Genomic DNA, 17,520 nt, shown 5'->3' with positions numbered 1-17,520 from the left:
GAAGCAACACCCGATTATGCTGGAATATTCCATGTTCGAAAGGCTTCCTTACCGGAGCCAGCGCGAAGCCCTGAAAAAGGAGGGCACCCTCATTGCACGCCGTCAGGTGAACGGGTATACGATCTTACTGTACACGTTGGGACACACATTTGTGGAGGTATGGACAGGCGCAGAAGCCGAGGTTGTGAGTACCTTTAAGCAAACAGCCAGTGCCATGGCAGTGCTGGAGCCTTATGCGGATGAAGTGGACATCCGGCAGCTGATCAGCACGCTTTCCTAGTAATACATTACTGACAATAAAAATGCAAAACCCCGTCTGTAGCAGGTATACCTACCGCAGACGGGGTTTTTATGTCAGCAAGGGCTGCTTACTTTTTAAGAGAATACTGTTGGAGCCATTCCTCTGCTGAATTCTTGTCATCAAATACCTTTGCCGTGAAAGCTTTCAGATTGTTGTAAAAGCTGGCGGCCGTTGATTCAGCAAAGGTTTCCGGAGTAGTGATCATGGCAAAATACTTCAGTCCGGCCCTGGCGGCACGAGGGCTCCATTCATTGAGTACCCAGCTGAGGGAGTGGTCCCATCCGCCAATGATCAGCCGCGTGTCATTCAGAACGCAGTTGTAACCAGCCTCGGCCAGTGCATCAGTGTAAGCTTGAGCACCGGTCTTGATATTCTCCTCTGTTAGATAACCCATCCAGTTTACATGTACCCATCTGTTCTTGGCATTTACCTCTATGGTAAGGTATACGCGGCCAAACGGGTTCTTCAATTCTTTCTTCATTGCTCAAGCTAAAATGTCCGACTTCAAATTTATTTTAAAGCGGACATATTTTCCAAACTTTAGGTCCTGCTGAGGCTATTCACATCCAAATACGCCGTCCCCAATAGGGGCGCCAGGAGGCAGGTTGAGCTGTTTGGTTGGTTTCACTTCCTCAGGCTTCTCCATACGGGCCAGCGCGAAATCCAGATGTGCTTTGTAGCCCGTGTCGCGTGTGCGTTTGGCCTGACTGGTGGCATGCTGCTTAATGTCGGTCAGTGCGCTGGCGGCAACGGCACGTGCCTGGTACGAGGCGTTCTCGTTCTGTGTCAGGGCTAGCAGGTGGCTCAGTACCACTTGTTCGTTTTGCAGTTGTACCTGGCCAGCCAGTCCGTTCTGGCGTCTGCTTTTCCAGGTTTGCCCGATCAGCTGATTGGTGACATCCTGCAGGCTGAGGGTGTTATGTCGTGCGCCAAACTCCACCAGGCGGGAGGCACGCTCCGGGTGCAGCAGGAAAGAAATAGAGAAGTCAGCAGAGGCCTGCGCTGCTGCCAGTGGATCAAAAGTGAGCCCGGTTCTTTTTGAGAAAAGCTCACGGTTATTACCCAGGCCCGGCGCACGGGGCGGGATCAGGGCGATGACGTTCTCTGGCAAGGTAAGCACTTCCGGCGAAATCGTCTGAAGCATGGCATCGAGGCCCTTTTGCTGCTCTCTTTTGTCAAGCACTTCGGTTACCAGCTGCTTATCGCCACGCATGGCATAGGTATAGCGCATGCCCCCGATCAGCTTTGCTGCCGCTTCGGTCTGGTAGCGGTGGAAATTGTAAATGGGTACCAGCACATCTTCCAGCGTACTCATGGCAGCACCTGGTTTAATGTTCTTTTCAGAGAAATTTTGCAGGGCCTTTCTGCGAACATCAAGCACACGCATCAGTTCATCCGCCGCATTGGTGCCATTGTCCCACAGGTGGGCAGTCGGGTGGGCGCCACCGGGAGCGCGGGCATCCGTGTCAGAGATGAAGGTAAGTCCACGGGCTCGGCCCTGTGCCAGCAGCTCATCCAGCGCTTTCTTTTCGTCGGTTTCCTTTAGGAAGTCCTGATAGCCAAAGGTCACGGCCAGTTTGTCCCACTCACCTATACTTGTACCATAGGCATTGCTGATGTTGATGTTGCCGGTTCTGTCCAGCTGTACCTGCGGGTGTGGGTAGTCCATCACGGAGGCATTGTTGTTGGCGTCGTAGTTGTGCATGATGCCCAGGGTATGGCCCAGTTCGTGCGCTGACAGTTGTCTGATACGGGCGAGTGCCATTTCCATCATCGCCTTGTTTTCGGGCTTGCCGGCCTCATAGGGTGCCAGCAGTCCTTCTGCGATCAGGTAGTCCTGCCGCACGCGTAAAGATCCCAGCGACACATGGCCTTTGATGATCTCACCGGTGCGCGGGTCCATCACAGAAGCGCCATAAGACCAGCCGCGGGTGCTGCGGTGTACCCACTGGATCATGTTGTAGCGCACATCCATCGGGTCAGCTGTATCAGGCAGTATCTCTACCCGGAAGGCATCTTTATAACCAGCCGCCTCAAAAGCCTGGTTCCACCAGCGGGCACCGTCCAGCAGGGCGGATCGGATCGGCTCCGGGGCTCCATTGTCCACATAATACACGATCGGCTTCACAGCTTCGGATACCTTGGCAGATGGGTTCTTCTTCTGCAGACGATGACGGGCAATGTAGCGCTTCTCGATTTTTTCGTTGACAGGTGTGGCGTAGTCGAAATAGGAGATACCGAAATAACCGGCTCGCGGATCAGCTTCACGTGGCGTGTAGTTATTGTCAGGTAGCTCGATGAAAGAGTGGTGCTGGCGCAAAGTAACTGCTTGTTCGTCGGGAGCGACGCTGCGCACAATAAAGCCGCCGTTGTCGCTGGTGAAAGTGAGCGTGGACTCAAACTCAGTATTCTTCGGAAAGTTTTTGGTGCGTGGCAGGTATAGCGCCGAGCGACTGGCGTCGAGGCGATAGGTGCCCTGATTGGATCGTTTTATGCTGCCGATCACATCGTGGGCATCGCGCAGCAGAAAGTCTGTCGCATCGACCAGCACCCGATTCCCGTCCGCAGCCTCGGCCTTGAATCCCCAGAGCACAGACTGGGCGAAAGACTCTTCCACAGCGCGGGCTTCATTTTGATTGTCCGTGATGGCTCTGTAGCGCAGGTTTGGCTGCACGAGCAGTACTTTCGGACCGATCTTTTTGAAGGACACAATGCGTTGGCCGCCCAACTGTCCACGATCGAGGCCAATGTCGTTGGAGCCGAGTCCGCCTGGCAGCGAGTTTACATACAGAAAATCCTGTCCGAACTTATCGATCTCGAGCCAGATCTTACCGTTGTTTTCGTCCCAGTAGAAGGTATAGAAACCGGAGAATTTTTTCATCCCCGCAGTTTTGGAACTGATGCTGGGGAGGTTCTGTGCCTGGGCGCTGCTAAAGGCCAGCAGCGGAAGCAGAAGAAGGAGCAGAAGCCCGTTTTTAAGAGTTAATTTCATGGTTTAAGGTATAGAATAAGAAAGGGTATGCAGGCTTAAGTTACGCATTTTGAAAATAGAATCCTGAAAATATAGCTTAAACTGAATTGAATGGGAGGCTGCTTTAAATCTGAAAACCTTAAGCGCTCAGGAGAGTACATATTCTCTGAGCGCTCTCAGAGCACGATTTAGAACAAACAAAACCTTGCACTATGAAAAAGATACTGATGGCTATTTCGGCCTTTGCGCTGCTGACAGCCTGCGGCAATGAGCAGAAATCGGAGTATGAACGCTACTATGACAGTGACTACCAGCCTGACACCACGGCAGTAGCTTCCCGTCCGCAACCGCCGCGCCCTGCTACCACACCACCTGCAGGAGGAGCCACCCAGGATGTACAGACCACACCTGCCGGAACCGAGACAGGTCCGGGAGCAACGGAGGGAGCTGCCCAGCAAAAAGAGGCACTGGCCGGACAGTACGCCAAAGGGGAGAAGCTGATCGCCGGTTCTGACTGCCTTGCCTGTCACAAAGTGGACCAGAAAGTAGTAGGCCCGTCATACCAGGAAGTGGCCGAGAAATACGAATTCAATGACAAAAACGTAACTTATTTATCGAGTAAAATCATTCAGGGCGGATCCGGAGCATGGGGACAGATCCCAATGCCGCCGCACCCGAACATAAGCGAAGCCGATGCCAAGGAGATGGCTCGTTACATCCTGTCACTTCGCCAATAGCATGATCCCGAAAGCTGTCCTCCGGTACCCACACAGGTATGGGGACAGCTTTTTTTATACCTCAACCACAGCAAGCCAACACACATGAGCAGAGCCAAAAATTACAGTGAACTGGAAGCGGAACTGGTGCTCGACGCCAAGGCCACGCTTGGAGAGGGGGCCATCTGGCATCCGGCTGAGAAGCGCCTTTACTGGGTGGATATAGAAGGTCGCGAACTGCACCTCTTTGACCCCACTACAGACGAAGACACCGTCTGGCCGGTAGGTGAGCGGGCTGGTACGGTGGTACCGATCGTAAATGGCGGCGCATTGGTTGCCCTGCAGAATGGCGTCCATTTTATCAACACTGAAACCGGCGAGCTGACACTGGTGGCCAATCCGTTAGAACAGGACGATATCCGGTTCAATGACGGAAAATGTGATCCGGCTGGCAGGTTTTGGGTAGGCACCATGGCACTGGACTCGCGTGAAGGGGCTGCGGTGCTTTACCGTATGGAACATGACGGGCAGATTGCACAGGTGCTGGACAATCTGAGCGTTTCAAACGGACTGGTCTGGACGGCAGACAAAAGTCGCATGTACTTCATTGACACGCCGACCCGTAAAGTACAGTCCTTCTCTTACGACCACGATACAGGCACTATTCAGAAAGAGCGGGATGTGATAGCTATACCGGAGCATGAAGGAAAGCCGGATGGGATGACCATTGATGATAGAGGAAGGCTTTGGATTGCGCTCTACGGCGGTGGCGGTGTGGGCTGCTGGGACCCGGAGACAGGGGAGTTACTCCTCAAAGTGAAAGTGCCTGCACCGCATACTACTTCCTGCGCTTTCGGTGGTGAGCGGCTGGATACACTCTACATCACCACCGCCCGCAATGGCCTGGATAATGATCAGCTGCACGAATTTCCGAAGAGCGGCGGTATATTTGCCCTGAAACCTGATGCCAAAGGGGTGCCTGCAAACTTTTTCCTGAGTCGCCTGTAAGGTTTAAGCCCCATTTCAGGCGCCATGAATCAGTCCCTGTGCGGTCGAAATTTTCTTTGGGCGAGGTGCCAAACTAAACTTACTATTAATTCTTAAATCTTAATTAAACTATGATTTCAGCTAAAGCTTATGCCGCATTCGATCCTACCAGTCCGCTCGGGCCCTTCAGTCTGGAGCGACGAGAGGTGGGGGAGCATGACGTGCTGATCGATATCAAATACTGTGGCGTGTGTCACTCAGACCTGCACCAGGTCCGCAACGAATGGGGCGGGGCCATGTACCCGCTGGTACCCGGTCACGAGATCGTGGGAGTGGTGAGTAAGGTAGGATCTGCCGTAAAGAAATTCAAGGAGGGCGACCTGGCCGGTGTCGGCTGTTTCGTCGACTCTTGCCGCGAGTGCCACAGCTGCAAGGAAGGCCTGGAGCAGTATTGCGAAGTACAGAATGTGGGCACCTACAACAGCTTTGAGCGAGACGGGAAGACGATTACCTATGGTGGCTACTCCAGCCAGATCGTGGTGGACGAGAATTATACTCTGAAGGTACCTGAAAACCTGGACCTGGCCCGTACTGCGCCTTTGCTTTGCGCCGGCATCACCACCTATTCGCCTATCATGCAGTGGAAGATCGGGGAGGGACACCGCGTAGGCATCGTAGGTCTAGGAGGTCTCGGGCACATGGCTGTGAAAATTGCCGCTGCCAAAGGTGCCGACGTGACGGTGCTGAGCACTTCGCCTAACAAAAAACAGGATGCCCTGGACTTAGGAGCACATAACTTTGCAGTCACCAAAGACGAGGCTACCCTCAAGCAGCTGCGTAATTCTTTTGATTTTATTATCGACACAGTATCGGCGCCGCACGACTACAACCTATACCTGTCGATGCTGAAACGTGACGGCACCATGATCCTGCTGGGAGCGCCGCCGGAGCCATCTACCGTGGCAGGCTTCAGCCTGATCGCCCGTCGCAAACGCCTGGCTGGCTCTATGATCGGCGGTATACCGGAGACACAGGAAATGCTGGACTTCTGCGCCGAGCACAACATCATGTCCGATATCGAGCTGATCAAGATGGAAGACATCAATGAGGCCTATGAACGCATGCTCCGCAGCGATGTGAAGTATCGTTTTGTGATCGATATGGCAAGTTTGTAAACCTAGCTTGGACATTTGTTTAATAGAGCCAAGGCTTAAGTGTATAGCGCGAGCGTCCTCGCTCGTGACTATTATGGTGAGGCCTCTGGCCGCTATTTATTATAAAACTGGGCCAGAGGCCCTATGATAGCAAGTCACGAGCGAGGACGCTCGCGTCATAAAAAAATCCCCTTCAACTTATAGAAGGGGATTTTTTTATGACTTTATGATTCCTTCAACTCCCGCTGTAAATTGGCTCTGGCTTTCTCCTCGAATGCCTCCTGGAAAGCTGGTGTTTTGTAGATGTGTGGTTGCGCCAAAAAATGCTGCAGCACCTTGCGTCTGCCCGGCTTGTAAATCAGGTCAGGATAGATACTGTACTCTTTACGCACTCCTTCGCTATACCTGTCGTAGCGCTCCTGGTCTGCACCCAGAATGGCAAGATCCAGGTCGAGTAGCAGGTTGGTCTGATTATCTACATGCGTCTGATGCGACTTAGTAGCGATGATCATTTCTTTCACCTGCAGTATATTCGCCTCAGGTATACCGAGCTGGTGCAGGCGCTGTGCGGCGATTACGGCACTCTGCTCTTCATTGTCAGAGCGGGTCGCCTTATACACGATATCGTGATAAAAAATGGCGAAACGCAGCAGGTCCTGTTGTGGCATCTCCTGCTTATATCTATCTGCCAGCTCCAGCATGTAGGCAATATGGTCCAGGTTGTGATAGTGCCTGTTCTTGCCTGCATACGCTTTTTCCAGTTCATCCCACAGCTGCCTGATTAAGTCCTCGTCAGAGCTATACTTGCGGCAGAGCGCATCGCATGCTGATTTCACCAGGTCTTTCATTCTTTTGATTTTTCAGGTCTGAAGCGCACGATGATCCGTACCCGCTGCTCTATTTTATGCCCATCCTGCGTCGCCGGTTGCCATTTCGGTCCCTGTGCTACGAGACGCATGGCTTCAGCGTCGCAGGGTTCGCAAAGGCTGCGGATTACCTCCAGATTTTCAAGAGAGCCGCTTGTCGTTACTGTTGCCCGTACCACCACACGACCTTTTGGCATGTATGAGGTATAGCGCAGGTTTTCCGTTAAATACTGTCGGTAGGCTTTATGGCCTGCAGCTGGTTTGGCAGCCACTACAGGTGCTGGGTTAGATGTGTGTTGACGGGTCACGACGACCTCACTCAAAGCTCGATTGTCAACCTGTAGATCCAACGTGATCGGATCAGTGCCTGCATATACTCCCTTTTCTCTGGTTTGATAACCGATGTAACGGAAGACCAGTGTCGCTTTATCATCCGGCAAGGTTAGTACAAAGTTTCCCTGTGCATCAGTCGCTACACCTTGTGTAGTCCCTTTCACGACCACTGATACACCCGGCAGGGGAGTACCATCCTGATCGATCACTTGGCCCTGCACCTGATTCGGGCCAAGTTGTTTGTTGCGCTGTACCTGCACGCCTGCTACTCGTCCTTTCAGTGACTTGGCCACGGAGGTGCTTTCCGGCATCATGGTGTTACGTTGCAGGGGTGGCGGTACCGTTACTTCGGCCAGTTGCTTTTCAGGTTGCGCAGTTACGATGCGATCAGGTATGGATTCTGTCAGATCAGCCACATCAATTTCAACTTCCACCTCTTCCAGGTCATCAACTGCGAAAGTTTCTTCCCGGGCAGGTGGGCTTTTACGTGTCCGAGGTGTACGAAGTGCTCTCGGTTGCTGAACAGCGGCTATCTGGTTAGCACGCACCGTGTCGGGCTTTGCATCCCCTATGGTTTCAGGTGTAGCAGGTACCTCGGTTTTTTCACCCAGATCCATGGCTTCCTGAATTGCCTTTTCCTGCTGGGCGGCTATACCTTGCTGTTCGTTCACCTGCTGGTAGTTGTAGTAGAACACCACAATGGTGGAGAGCAGCACCATGGCTACTGCAGCGGCTACTTTCCAGTCGGTCAGGTATAGCGGCACTGGCTTACGCTTCTGCCGGCGGCTTTTGGCAGTTATGCGGCGGTTGATGTCGCGCACATGGCTTTCAGTTTGGGCAGCATCCGACACCGCCAATCCCTCCAGCACATCCGAGCACAGGTCGCAGTCCAGCAAGTGGCGCTCCAACTGGTGGTGCAAGGCATCGGGCAAAGTGCCTTCCTGGTACTGCTCGAGCAGCTCCACGGAAGGGTGGTCACCCCCGTCCCAAAGTATATGTCGCTTATCTGGCTGCATGGTTTTTCTCCATGATGATTTTCAGGTTTCGCTTTCCGTTCTGGATGTAGCTTTTCACTTTATTCAGATCGCAACCTGTGAGGGTACTGATCTCTTTGTAACTCTTCTGCTGCAGGTAAAACAGCTCAACGCATTCCCGCTGCTGTGGAGGCAGCTCCTTCAGAGCCGCGTGCAAAGCCTGTTCCATTTTCTCCGACTCCTCCGCGTCAGAAGGATGCAGCGGCTCTGGGTTTTCCATAACAGGCGGGGCATTATCTGAGAGCGGCACGGTGCTTTTGTGCTTGTTGGCCCGCAGCTGCATCAGGCAAAAGTTGCGGGTCGTCACATGCAGCCAGCTTTTAAAATTGCTAACCTTGTGCTGCAGCAGTGCTTTTGAAACGTGCTCAAACAGCTGCATGGTGGCGTCTTTGCTTTCCTCCGGGTCCTGCAGGTATTTCTGGCAGACCAGGTATACCAGCTTGGAGTGGCGCTGAAATAATTCCCCTAGATGCTCCAGCTCACCTGTCTCCTTATACAAGCGCACCAGCTCCGCATCGTCGGGCGGCGGCTTGGCGTTGGTGAAGAGCTTGATGAAGAAAGGGAGCATGTGCTGGAATTGATTTTCTAAAGAAAAGAAAAATATTCTGAAAATTTTATGGAAAGCCTGTGGAGGTGGCATCATGTCGGAAACCAAAACATAATAGCCATGAAAAAGAACCTCTTCCTGCTTTTCGCCCTGCTGCTGTTCGGGCTGACTGCAACCGCTCAAAGCCGCACCATCACCGGCACCGTAACCGACGCCAATGCTGGAAATCCACTGCCAGGTGTAAGCATCCTGATCAAGGGAACCACCAAGGGAGCCTCCACCAACCAACATGGGAAGTATAGCCTGTCTATACCTAATGATAATGCTGTGCTCGTGTTTCGCTACATCGGCTACATGACACAGGAATTAAAAGTAGGCAAGCGGGAAGTGGTGGATGTGAAACTGCAGGTAGATACACATACATTACATGAAGTGGTTGTGGTGGAACAAAGCTTATCCCGGGCAATTGCAGGCAAGGTGGCTGGTGTTTTCTCAGGAAGAAACAGGGCTGAGAACATGTCTTATGCTGCTGCGCCAGTTTTCGATGCAGAGCCCTTCTCGCACAACACTGAAAACTACGATTTCATCAAAGAGAACTCCTTCCTGGATGCCCAGAAAAATCCGCTCTCTACTTTCTCCATCGACGTAGACAATGCCTCTTACAGCAATTTGCGCCGCTTCCTGAATCAGGGTCAACGTCCACCTGTGGACGCGGTTCGCATCGAAGAGATGGTCAACTACTTCAACTATGATTACCCGCAGCCAAGCGGAGATACCCCATTCTCGGTGACAACTGAATTGTCAGCTTGCCCCTGGAACAAAGACAACCAGCTCCTGCACATCGGTCTGCAGGGCAAGCGTGTCGCCACCGATCAGCTGCCACCTTCCAATCTGGTGTTCCTGATCGACGTGTCTGGTTCGATGTTTTCACCTGACAAACTGCCCCTCGTGAAAGCCGGTCTGAAGTTGCTGGTGGAAGAACTTCGTCCGCAGGATCAGGTATCGATAGTGGTCTATGCAGGGGCTGCCGGGTTGGTGCTGCCCTCTACTTCCGGAAAAGAGAAAAAGAAGATCATCACGGCTTTGGATCAGCTCGAAGCAGGCGGTTCTACGGCAGGTGGCGCAGGTATAAACCTGGCCTATAAAGTAGCAGAGGAAAACTTTGTGAAAGGCGGTAACAACCGCGTGATTCTGGCATCGGACGGTGACTTTAACGTGGGCGTGAGCAGCGACAGCGAACTACAACGCCTGATCGAGAAGAAACGCGAAACAGGCGTATTCCTGACTGTGCTGGGCTTTGGCACCGGCAACCTAAAAGACTCCCGCATGGAGCAATTAGCCAATAAAGGCAACGGCAACTACGCCTACATCGATAACATTAGGGAAGCGCAGAAGGTGTTTGTAAACGAGTTTGGCGGCACGCTTTTTACCATTGCCAAAGATGTGAAACTGCAGCTTGAGTTCAACCCCGCCAAAGTAAAAGCCTACCGCCTGATCGGTTATGAAAACCGCGCACTGGCCAACGAGGAGTTCAACGATGACAAGAAAGACGCCGGCGACATGGGTTCCGGCCATACTGTGACTGCCCTCTATGAGATTGTGCCCGTAGGGGCTTCGTCCGATACGCAGGCGGGACAAGTGGATGAACTGAAGTATCAGAAAACAACTGTCGATCCGAAAGCAAAACGTACTGACGAAATGCTCACAATGAAGCTGCGCTACAAAGAACCAGACGGTGAGACCAGCAGACTAATGACCACGACCGTGAGCAGTCAGGCTATACCTGTGACCCAAACCTCCGACAACTTCCGTTTCTCAGCCGCCGTGGCTGCCTGCGGCATGTTGCTCCGCGATTCAGAGTTTAAGGGCAATGCTTCGTTCCCCATGGTAATGGAATTGGCGAAGAATGCACGAGGCAAGGATGAAGAGGGCTATCGGATTGAGTTTATCAATCTGGTGAAGTCGATGGGGTTGTTAAGTGAGAGGTAACCTCCCCCCAGCCCCCTCCTAAAAACAGGAGGGGGGTTAAGAGAATTTATTTTTTGTTTTTTGCACTCGATCGCTTCTCGTGAGCGAGAGTTATTTGGTGGCCGTACGCTACTATGCTAATTAAAATAAACTAGCACACAGAGTCCAAAAGTTGCTCCCATTCAAAATATTTTAGTCGGTTTTGTTTGACTCCCCCTCCTGTTTTTAGGAGGGGGCTGGGGAGAGGTAATTTATTTCCGCACCACCCACGTTGTCATCGCCCGTTCCTGCTCTACCAGCACTGTCTTCAAAGGATCCAATCTTTCGGCTCCTAATTCCTGTTCTACTTCAATCACAAGCTCTTCATCCGCCAGAAACCAAACCGGACCGTGCGGCATCCGATAAAACCTGCCCTCCACCTGCTGCAACTTACTTCCCAACCCAATGGTAGTGCTGAAGCGGGTGAAGAGCATTCCGCCAGGTTTGAGTACCCGCCACAACTCCCGTAGGATGCTTTTGAAATGTTCCTCGCTTCGGGCAAAATGCAGCACGGCACTGCAGATCACTACGTCAAATCTTTTATCCTCAAAAGGCAGCGCATCCAGATCAGCTACTACAAAGTTGCGCGTAGGTAGGGTAGGAGCCAGTTCGGATGCCAGCTCTCGCGTTTTCCCGATCGCTTCTGCCGAAATATCAGCTCCGTATACCTCCACGCCGGCTTGCATCAGGTAAGCAATGTTTCGGCCAGTTCCGCAACCGGCGTCGAGCAGGTGCATACCTTTTTGGATACAGCCTTTGAGCAACTGGTCGAAGAGGTAGATGTCGATGTCGCCAAAGTGGGGACGGAGGGAGGAGAGTGGGATATGAAACATGCTGATTATTGTTGATACATTGGTGTGACAAAGGTCAGGAGGCTGAAATTAAGCATGATTTTTCTATCCTTTCTGCTCTTTTTTTAAGAATATTGAACAGGATTTTACGAACGAATGAACTATGAATAACGCCACAGCATCTGAATCTGTGAAACGCTCTAATCTCTCTGTGAGCGAGTTTATCCAGAAATACGCCAATCATCCGACTTACATTCCGCCAACCGGACCGGAGCTGAATGCCAAAAACTGGCAGAGTGAGGCGGCCCTGCGCATGTTCCTCAACAACCTCACCGACGAAGTGGCGGAGGATCCGAGCCGACTGGTAGTATACGGTGGCATCGGGCAGGCGGCTCGCACCGTGGCCGATGCTCAGAAGATCATCGAGGTATTGCTGAATCTGGAGGAAGACGAGAGTTTGCTGGTACAATCCGGTAAGCCAGTGGGTAAAGTAAGAACGCATGCCGAGGCGCCGCGTGTACTGATCGCCAACTCCAACCTGGTGCCGCATTGGGCCACCTGGGAGCATTTCAATGAATTGCGGGAGCGCGGCCTGATGATGTACGGCCAGATGACGGCCGGTAGCTGGATATACATCGGTACGCAGGGCATCCTGCAGGGTACTTACGAGACCTTTGCTGCCTGCGGCAGAATCCACTTCAACGACGACCTGCGCCACAAACTGCTCGTAACAGGCGGACTTGGCGGTATGGGCGGTGCGCAGCCCTTGGCAGCTACCATTGCAGGTGCTACTTTCCTGGGAGTGGATGTAGACCCGGAGCGTATCAAAAAACGCCTCGAAACCCGCTATATCGACAAAATGACTTACGACTACGAAGAGGCCAAGCGCTGGGCCCTCGAGGCGAAAGAAAAGGGCGAGGCGATCTCTATTGGTCTGGTAGGCGACATCGGCGATGTGCTGGAGAAACTGATCCAGGATAACATCACCCCGGAAATCCTCACCGACCAGACTTCTGCCCACGACCCGATCAACGGCTACGTGCCGAACGGTTTGACGCTGGAGGAAGCGAAGGAGCTGCGTGAGCGTGATCCAAAAGAATACAAAGCCCGCTCACTCAAGAGTATGGCCCGTCACGTAGGCTTTATGCTGGAGTTGCAGCGTCGCGGTAGCTGTACCTTCGACTATGGCAATAACCTGCGCGAGTTTGCACAGCAGGGCGGTGAGCCGAATGCCTTCAACATACCGGGCTTCGTGCCGGAGTACATGCGTCCGCTTTTCTGCGAAGGCAAAGGACCTTTCCGCTGGGCTGCCCTTTCAGGCGACCCGGAGGATATCCGCGTGACAGACGAGGCATTGAAAGAGCTCTTCCCGGAAAATACGCACATGATCAAGTGGCTCGACGAAGCCGAGGAGAAAGTGGCTTTCCAGGGACTGCCTTGCCGCATTTGTTGGCTGGGTATGGGCGAACGCGAAAAAGCCGGATTGATGTTCAACCAGCTGGTGCGCGACGGCAAAGTGAAAGCGCCAATCGTGATTGGTCGTGACCACCTCGACTGCGGTTCCGTAGCCTCTCCATACCGCGAAACCGAAGGTATGCTGGACGGGTCCGATGCCGTATCGGACTGGCCGCTGCTTAACCTGATGTCCAACACGGCCGGTGGTGCTACGTGGGTGTCGTTCCACCACGGTGGCGGCGTAGGTATAGGCTATTCGCAGCATGCCGGTATGGTGATTCTGGCTGACGGCACCGAGCGTGCCGACCGCTGCCTGAGCCGTGTGCTGCATAACGACCCCGCCATGGGCATCTTCCGTCACGCCGACGCCGGTTACGAAACCGCGCAGGCCAATGCCGAGAAGTTTGGTTTGAACTTGTAACACTATTCTTGCCCTCTCCTAATAACAGGGGAGGGCAATTTTTCTTATCATTTCCTATACCTGAGGAGCGAGCTTTATTGATCATTACTTTCGATTTCACTTTCTTCAAATTCGCTTTATCACGTTTGAAATGAAGGCTTGAGCAGGTATAACAGACAACAGTTTAAAACTATGAAACAGGATCATAATCATACCTTGATTGGCCCTTTTAAACAGGTAGTGACCATGGCCGGATTGCCAGAAGCGGGGCCAATTGCTGATGAGGCATTAGTGGTGCTTGAAGATGCAGGAGTACTGGTGTATGATGGGTACATTGTACTGGTAGAGCAATACGATAAGCTTTTGAAGATTGCGCAGGAGAAGGGCTATGCCTTACAGAAAATAACTGAGCCCATGGTGCTCTTGCCGGGGCTGGTCGACTCCCATACCCATATCTGCTTTGCCGGTTCTAGAGCAAACGACTACGCTATGCGGGTGGCCGGCAAATCATATTTGGAGATAGCCCGAAGCGGAGGCGGTATACTCGACAGCGTACGCAAAACCCGTGAAGCCACCGTAGTAGAGCTGGTCGACTTGCTCAGAAAGCGCTGTGACCGCCATCTGCATGAAGGAGTGACCACCTGCGAGGTGAAGAGCGGCTATGGCCTGACTACCGAAGAAGAGATCAAAATGCTGGAGGCGATTCAGTTGGTCAACAAGCACCATGCGTTGGAGCTTGTACCTACCTGTCTGGCAGCCCACATGCGTCCGCCGGAGCACACTGATTCGCGGCTATACCTGCAGGAAGTAGTGACCGAATTGCTACCCCAGATCAAAGAACAGGGCTTGGCGAACCGGGTCGATATTTTTATTGAGGACACTGCTTTCAACGAGGAGGATTCGATGGAGTACCTGCTGGCCGCAAAGGACATGGGCTTTGACATAACTGTGCATGCCGACCAGTTCAGTACGGGTGGAAGCCGAATTGCCGCCGAAGTAGGAGCCCTGAGCGCCGACCATCTTGAGGCAAGTGGAGACGAGGAGATCGCCCTGATGCAAGCTGCAGGCGTAGTGGCTACTGTGCTGCCGGGTGCATCGCTGGGTTTAGGCATGCACTACGCTCCGGCCCGTAAAATGCTCGACGGCGGTCTATGTGTGGCGATCGCCACTGATTGGAATCCGGGTTCTGCGCCGATGGGTGATTTGCTGTTGCAGGCTGCCTTGCTGGGAGCCGCTGAGAAACTGACTTGTGCCGAGACGCTGGCCGGCATCACGGTTCGGGCCGCAAAAGCACTTAACCTGCCTGATCGCGGAACAATTGAGAAAGGCAAGCAGGCTGATTTGATCGCTTTCCCAACCGATAATTACAGAGAAATCCTCTACCAGCAAGGTAAACTTAAGCCAAGCAAGGTATGGAAGCAGGGGAGGGAGGTATAAAAGGTAAGCGAAAATTCCTTCCTTTGAAAACACATCCCTGTCCCTGATAAAAAATTAACCATCAACAATTCAGCAATTAACAAATGTATAAACCTACAGAACCCGGCACCTGGAAAGGAAGAGTAGACGCTACAGATGGTGAAGAAGGCAAGCGCTGGCACCAGGGAATACAACTCCTCAACCTGAGTGGTGAAGTCGAGTCTGCTTCGTCAGATCAGGCAATCGCTTTTCTTGGTTTTCCCTGCGACGAAGGGGTGCGGCGTAACCAGGGAAGAGAAGGGGCTGTAGCGGGTCCGGCCGCTTTGCGGCAGGCCATGGCGTCATTTGCCTGGCATCTGGAGGATGACACTACCCTGTTTGATGCAGGTGATGTGTACTGCACCAACCAGAACCTGGAGGAAGCGCAGAAACAGCTGGGCAAAAAGGTGCACGCCCTGCTTGCCCATACCTATAAAACCATTGTGTTGGGCGGTGGGCACGAAACAGCCTATGGTCATTATCTGGGTATAAAGCAGTTGCTGCCTCAGGATAAGCAGCTTGGGATCATCAACTTCGACGCTCACTTTGACCTGCGCAGCTACGAAAAACAACCCAGCTCTGGCTCACCTTTTCTGCAGATAGCCGACGACCTGCTGGTCGATAACCGGGAGTTCAATTACCTGTGCCTCGGCATACAGCAGTATGGTAACACCCAAAAGCTCTTCAACACAGCCAAAGACTATGGTGCTGATTACGTGTTTGCGCCCGCTTTGCAGGTATACAACTATGAAGCCCTGCGAGAGAAATTGCAGCAGTTCATGGCGCTGGTGGATGTGCTCTACGTGAGCATCGATCTGGATGTGTTTGCCGCTGCCTACGCACCGGGTGTGAGTGCGCCAGCCGCGCTGGGTATTCACCCGGAAATCGTGCTGATACTGCTGCAAGAAATCATCAGTAGCGGCAAAATGCTGGCTTTGGATGTGGTGGAACTGAACCCGGCGCTGGACATCGATAACCGAACGGCAAAACTCGGCGCTTCGCTGCTATACCATGTGGTGCAGCAGTGGAGTCAGGTATAAGATGCTGTCACTTTATAAAGTAAACGAATGCGCCCCGCCACATAATCTGTAGCGGGGCGCATTCGTAAGAAAGTGAAGTATTACCGACCGATCTTGAATTTTGTCCAATAAGTCGTGTCAGGCGTGATCACTTCCACCTGGTAGGTATCCGGTCTTAGTTTGCCCAGATCGAAGCGCCAGGCAGTCTCTTTTTTGGCTACGCTCACAGGCTTCTTGTAGACTATTTTACCAGCTTTGTTTTTTACTTCCAGCCGTGCGTTTTCAGTCAGCACTTGGTTGAAGTCCAGCACAAATGTGCCTTTCTTAGTGGGGTTCAGAAATATGCCCGACAGTGTTTCCATGCGGGCGGTGGTGTCAGGTTTAGCAACTTTTAGTTGTTTCTGCTCTGCCGGCGGGAGCTGCGTTGAGCTCTCCTGCGCCATGGCGCTAAAACCAGCCAGTAGCACTGCACCGGCCAGCAAATACGTTTGTTTCATCTTCATAATTTATCTCCAGTACAGATTACGTATACGGCTGTATATGCATAATCTGAGCCAGATTTTATCAGGCTTGAGATATTTCTAAAAAAATCAGTGCAATTTTTTTAGAAGGCTACCCGGTAAGCAATGACGCGGTTGTCATAAAAGGTAGGAACGTAAAGCAGGCCCTGCTCTTCAGAATAGAAAATATCGGCGGTGTTGATCTTCTTGTTCTTGGTGTCAAGTATTTTCCAGTTCCGTCCGTTGATGTCGACATAGTAAATCTCTCCGTTCCAGTTCGATACCAGGGTGCCATCTGTGCCTACCCGGGTTATGCCATCAGCCGACGGAATCTTATCGGTCCAGTCTGTGAAGTCTTGCCGCTCGATATCCAGGAAGCGAACCTTGCCGGTGTTGTTGGAGGCTACGATCAGGCGGTTGTTGTCATAGAGCAAGCCATTGGGGCGTTCGCGCTTTGTGTCGAGCCACTGACTCACGCGGCCGTTGCGAAACAGGTAGATGGTGCCCCGCTGAGAATCGGACACATATACATTGCCGGCATTGTCAATCGTCACATCGTTGAGCATTTGGGCTTTGTCAGCTTTGTGGCGTGCAAGTACGGCACCAGTCTGCGTAGCGATGGCAATGATCTCGTCCATATCGGCCACATAGAGTATATTGTTGTGCAGCGCCAGGCCTTTGGGGTCGTTCAGGCCAGACACCCAGTACAGCTGATCTACATCGCCATTGGGGTTGAGGCGTGAAATGAAGCCATCGCCGTCTTTCCGGTCTTTGCTGACCTGGTTGATGTTGGAGACATAGAGGACATTGCGCTCACGGTCGAATACCACCGACTCCGGTGTGCGCAGGGTGTTGTCAGTGGCCCATGCTTCGGTCAGTGTCACAGGGGCTCTGGAGGAAAAGAGTCCGCCACTGCATCCTTGCAGGGTAAGTGCAGTCAGTATGAGAAGGCTTAGGAAAGATAATGGTCGCATAGTAAGGTCT

At 52.6% G+C, this 17,520-nt stretch carries 16 protein-coding genes; 8 read left to right on the top strand and 8 right to left on the bottom strand.

Annotated elements, in window-relative coordinates:
* The first annotated feature begins 16 nt into the window (after window positions 1–16).
* Window positions 17–280: a hypothetical protein gene (locus tag Q1A54_RS08880; protein ID WP_196119449.1), complete on the top strand. Its 264-nt coding sequence runs from the start codon at window positions 17–19 to the stop codon at window positions 278–280.
* Between the two features lie 88 nt (window positions 281–368).
* Here Q1A54_RS08880 and Q1A54_RS08875 read toward each other — a convergent pair whose 3' ends face one another.
* Window positions 369–782 carry an STAS/SEC14 domain-containing protein gene (locus tag Q1A54_RS08875; RefSeq protein ID WP_299986836.1) on the bottom strand — a complete coding sequence of 138 codons (414 nt, stop codon included), beginning with the start codon at window positions 780–782 and terminating at the stop codon, window positions 369–371.
* Between the two features lie 75 nt (window positions 783–857).
* The gene (locus Q1A54_RS08870; RefSeq protein WP_299986834.1) at window positions 858–3,293 is read right to left on the bottom strand and encodes a zinc-dependent metalloprotease; all 2,436 of its coding nucleotides are present in this window, start codon (window positions 3,291–3,293) and stop codon (window positions 858–860) included.
* A gap of 191 nt (window positions 3,294–3,484) precedes the next feature.
* Here Q1A54_RS08870 and Q1A54_RS08865 point away from each other — a divergent pair, with 191 nt between their 5' ends.
* The 3 genes from Q1A54_RS08865 to Q1A54_RS08855 all read left to right on the top strand — a co-directional run bounded on the left by Q1A54_RS08865 (window position 3,485) and on the right by Q1A54_RS08855 (window position 6,150).
* Window positions 3,485–4,009, top strand: a complete 525-nt coding sequence (locus tag Q1A54_RS08865; protein ID WP_007660623.1) for a c-type cytochrome — start codon at window positions 3,485–3,487, stop codon at window positions 4,007–4,009.
* An 84-nt stretch (window positions 4,010–4,093) separates the two neighbouring features.
* On the top strand, window positions 4,094–4,996 hold the full coding sequence (locus tag Q1A54_RS08860) for an SMP-30/gluconolactonase/LRE family protein (protein ID WP_196119443.1): 903 nt from the start codon (window positions 4,094–4,096) through the stop codon (window positions 4,994–4,996).
* A 110-nt stretch (window positions 4,997–5,106) separates the two neighbouring features.
* Window positions 5,107–6,150 (top strand): NAD(P)-dependent alcohol dehydrogenase, encoded by a 1,044-nt coding sequence (locus Q1A54_RS08855; protein ID WP_299986828.1) that lies wholly within the window; start codon window positions 5,107–5,109, stop codon window positions 6,148–6,150.
* A 203-nt stretch (window positions 6,151–6,353) separates the two neighbouring features.
* Here the strand turns inward: Q1A54_RS08855 and Q1A54_RS08850 are convergent, their stop codons facing one another.
* From Q1A54_RS08850 to Q1A54_RS08840, 3 genes are read right to left on the bottom strand one after another with little or no spacing between them, the layout of a single operon-like run.
* Window positions 6,354–6,977: a hypothetical protein gene (locus Q1A54_RS08850; RefSeq protein WP_299986826.1), complete on the bottom strand. Its 624-nt coding sequence runs from the start codon at window positions 6,975–6,977 to the stop codon at window positions 6,354–6,356.
* The gene (locus tag Q1A54_RS08845) at window positions 6,974–8,344 is read right to left on the bottom strand and encodes a carboxypeptidase-like regulatory domain-containing protein (protein WP_299986824.1); all 1,371 of its coding nucleotides are present in this window, start codon (window positions 8,342–8,344) and stop codon (window positions 6,974–6,976) included. Before Q1A54_RS08845 ends, Q1A54_RS08850 begins: the two co-directional genes overlap by 4 nt.
* Complete coding sequence (locus Q1A54_RS08840; protein WP_299986822.1) at window positions 8,331–8,930, bottom strand: sigma-70 family RNA polymerase sigma factor; 600 nt, start codon at window positions 8,928–8,930, stop codon at window positions 8,331–8,333. Before Q1A54_RS08840 ends, Q1A54_RS08845 begins: the two co-directional genes overlap by 14 nt.
* 99 nt (window positions 8,931–9,029) lie before the next feature.
* Between Q1A54_RS08840 and Q1A54_RS08835 the strand changes: the two genes are divergently transcribed.
* On the top strand, window positions 9,030–10,898 hold the full coding sequence (locus Q1A54_RS08835; protein WP_299986820.1) for a von Willebrand factor type A domain-containing protein: 1,869 nt from the start codon (window positions 9,030–9,032) through the stop codon (window positions 10,896–10,898).
* A gap of 230 nt (window positions 10,899–11,128) precedes the next feature.
* Here the strand turns inward: Q1A54_RS08835 and Q1A54_RS08830 are convergent, their stop codons facing one another.
* Entirely contained in the window at window positions 11,129–11,749 is a 621-nt protein-coding gene (locus tag Q1A54_RS08830) for a class I SAM-dependent methyltransferase (RefSeq protein WP_299986818.1), read from the bottom strand.
* A gap of 121 nt (window positions 11,750–11,870) precedes the next feature.
* Between Q1A54_RS08830 and hutU the strand changes: the two genes are divergently transcribed.
* From hutU to hutG, 3 genes are all read left to right on the top strand, one after another.
* Window positions 11,871–13,583: a urocanate hydratase gene (gene hutU / locus Q1A54_RS08825; RefSeq protein WP_299986816.1), complete on the top strand. Its 1,713-nt coding sequence runs from the start codon at window positions 11,871–11,873 to the stop codon at window positions 13,581–13,583.
* A 171-nt stretch (window positions 13,584–13,754) separates the two neighbouring features.
* A complete protein-coding gene (gene hutI, locus Q1A54_RS08820) occupies window positions 13,755–14,999 on the top strand; it encodes an imidazolonepropionase (RefSeq protein WP_299986814.1) in 1,245 nt (414 codons plus the stop codon).
* An 83-nt stretch (window positions 15,000–15,082) separates the two neighbouring features.
* Window positions 15,083–16,057, top strand: coding sequence for a formimidoylglutamase (gene hutG, locus Q1A54_RS08815; RefSeq protein WP_299986812.1), 975 nt, complete (start codon window positions 15,083–15,085; stop codon window positions 16,055–16,057).
* Between the two features lie 80 nt (window positions 16,058–16,137).
* Here hutG and Q1A54_RS08810 read toward each other — a convergent pair whose 3' ends face one another.
* Complete coding sequence (locus Q1A54_RS08810; protein WP_230392220.1) at window positions 16,138–16,533, bottom strand: hypothetical protein; 396 nt, start codon at window positions 16,531–16,533, stop codon at window positions 16,138–16,140.
* Between the two features lie 107 nt (window positions 16,534–16,640).
* The gene (locus tag Q1A54_RS08805; protein WP_299986810.1) at window positions 16,641–17,510 is read right to left on the bottom strand and encodes a gluconolaconase; all 870 of its coding nucleotides are present in this window, start codon (window positions 17,508–17,510) and stop codon (window positions 16,641–16,643) included.
* Between the last annotated feature and the right edge of the window lie 10 nt (window positions 17,511–17,520).

The sequence above is a fragment of the uncultured Pontibacter sp. genome (assembly GCF_947502515.1).
Lineage (GTDB): Bacteria > Bacteroidota > Bacteroidia > Cytophagales > Hymenobacteraceae > Pontibacter.
Note: the sequence above shows the minus strand (reverse complement) of the source record. Positions and strands in the feature narration are given on the sequence as shown.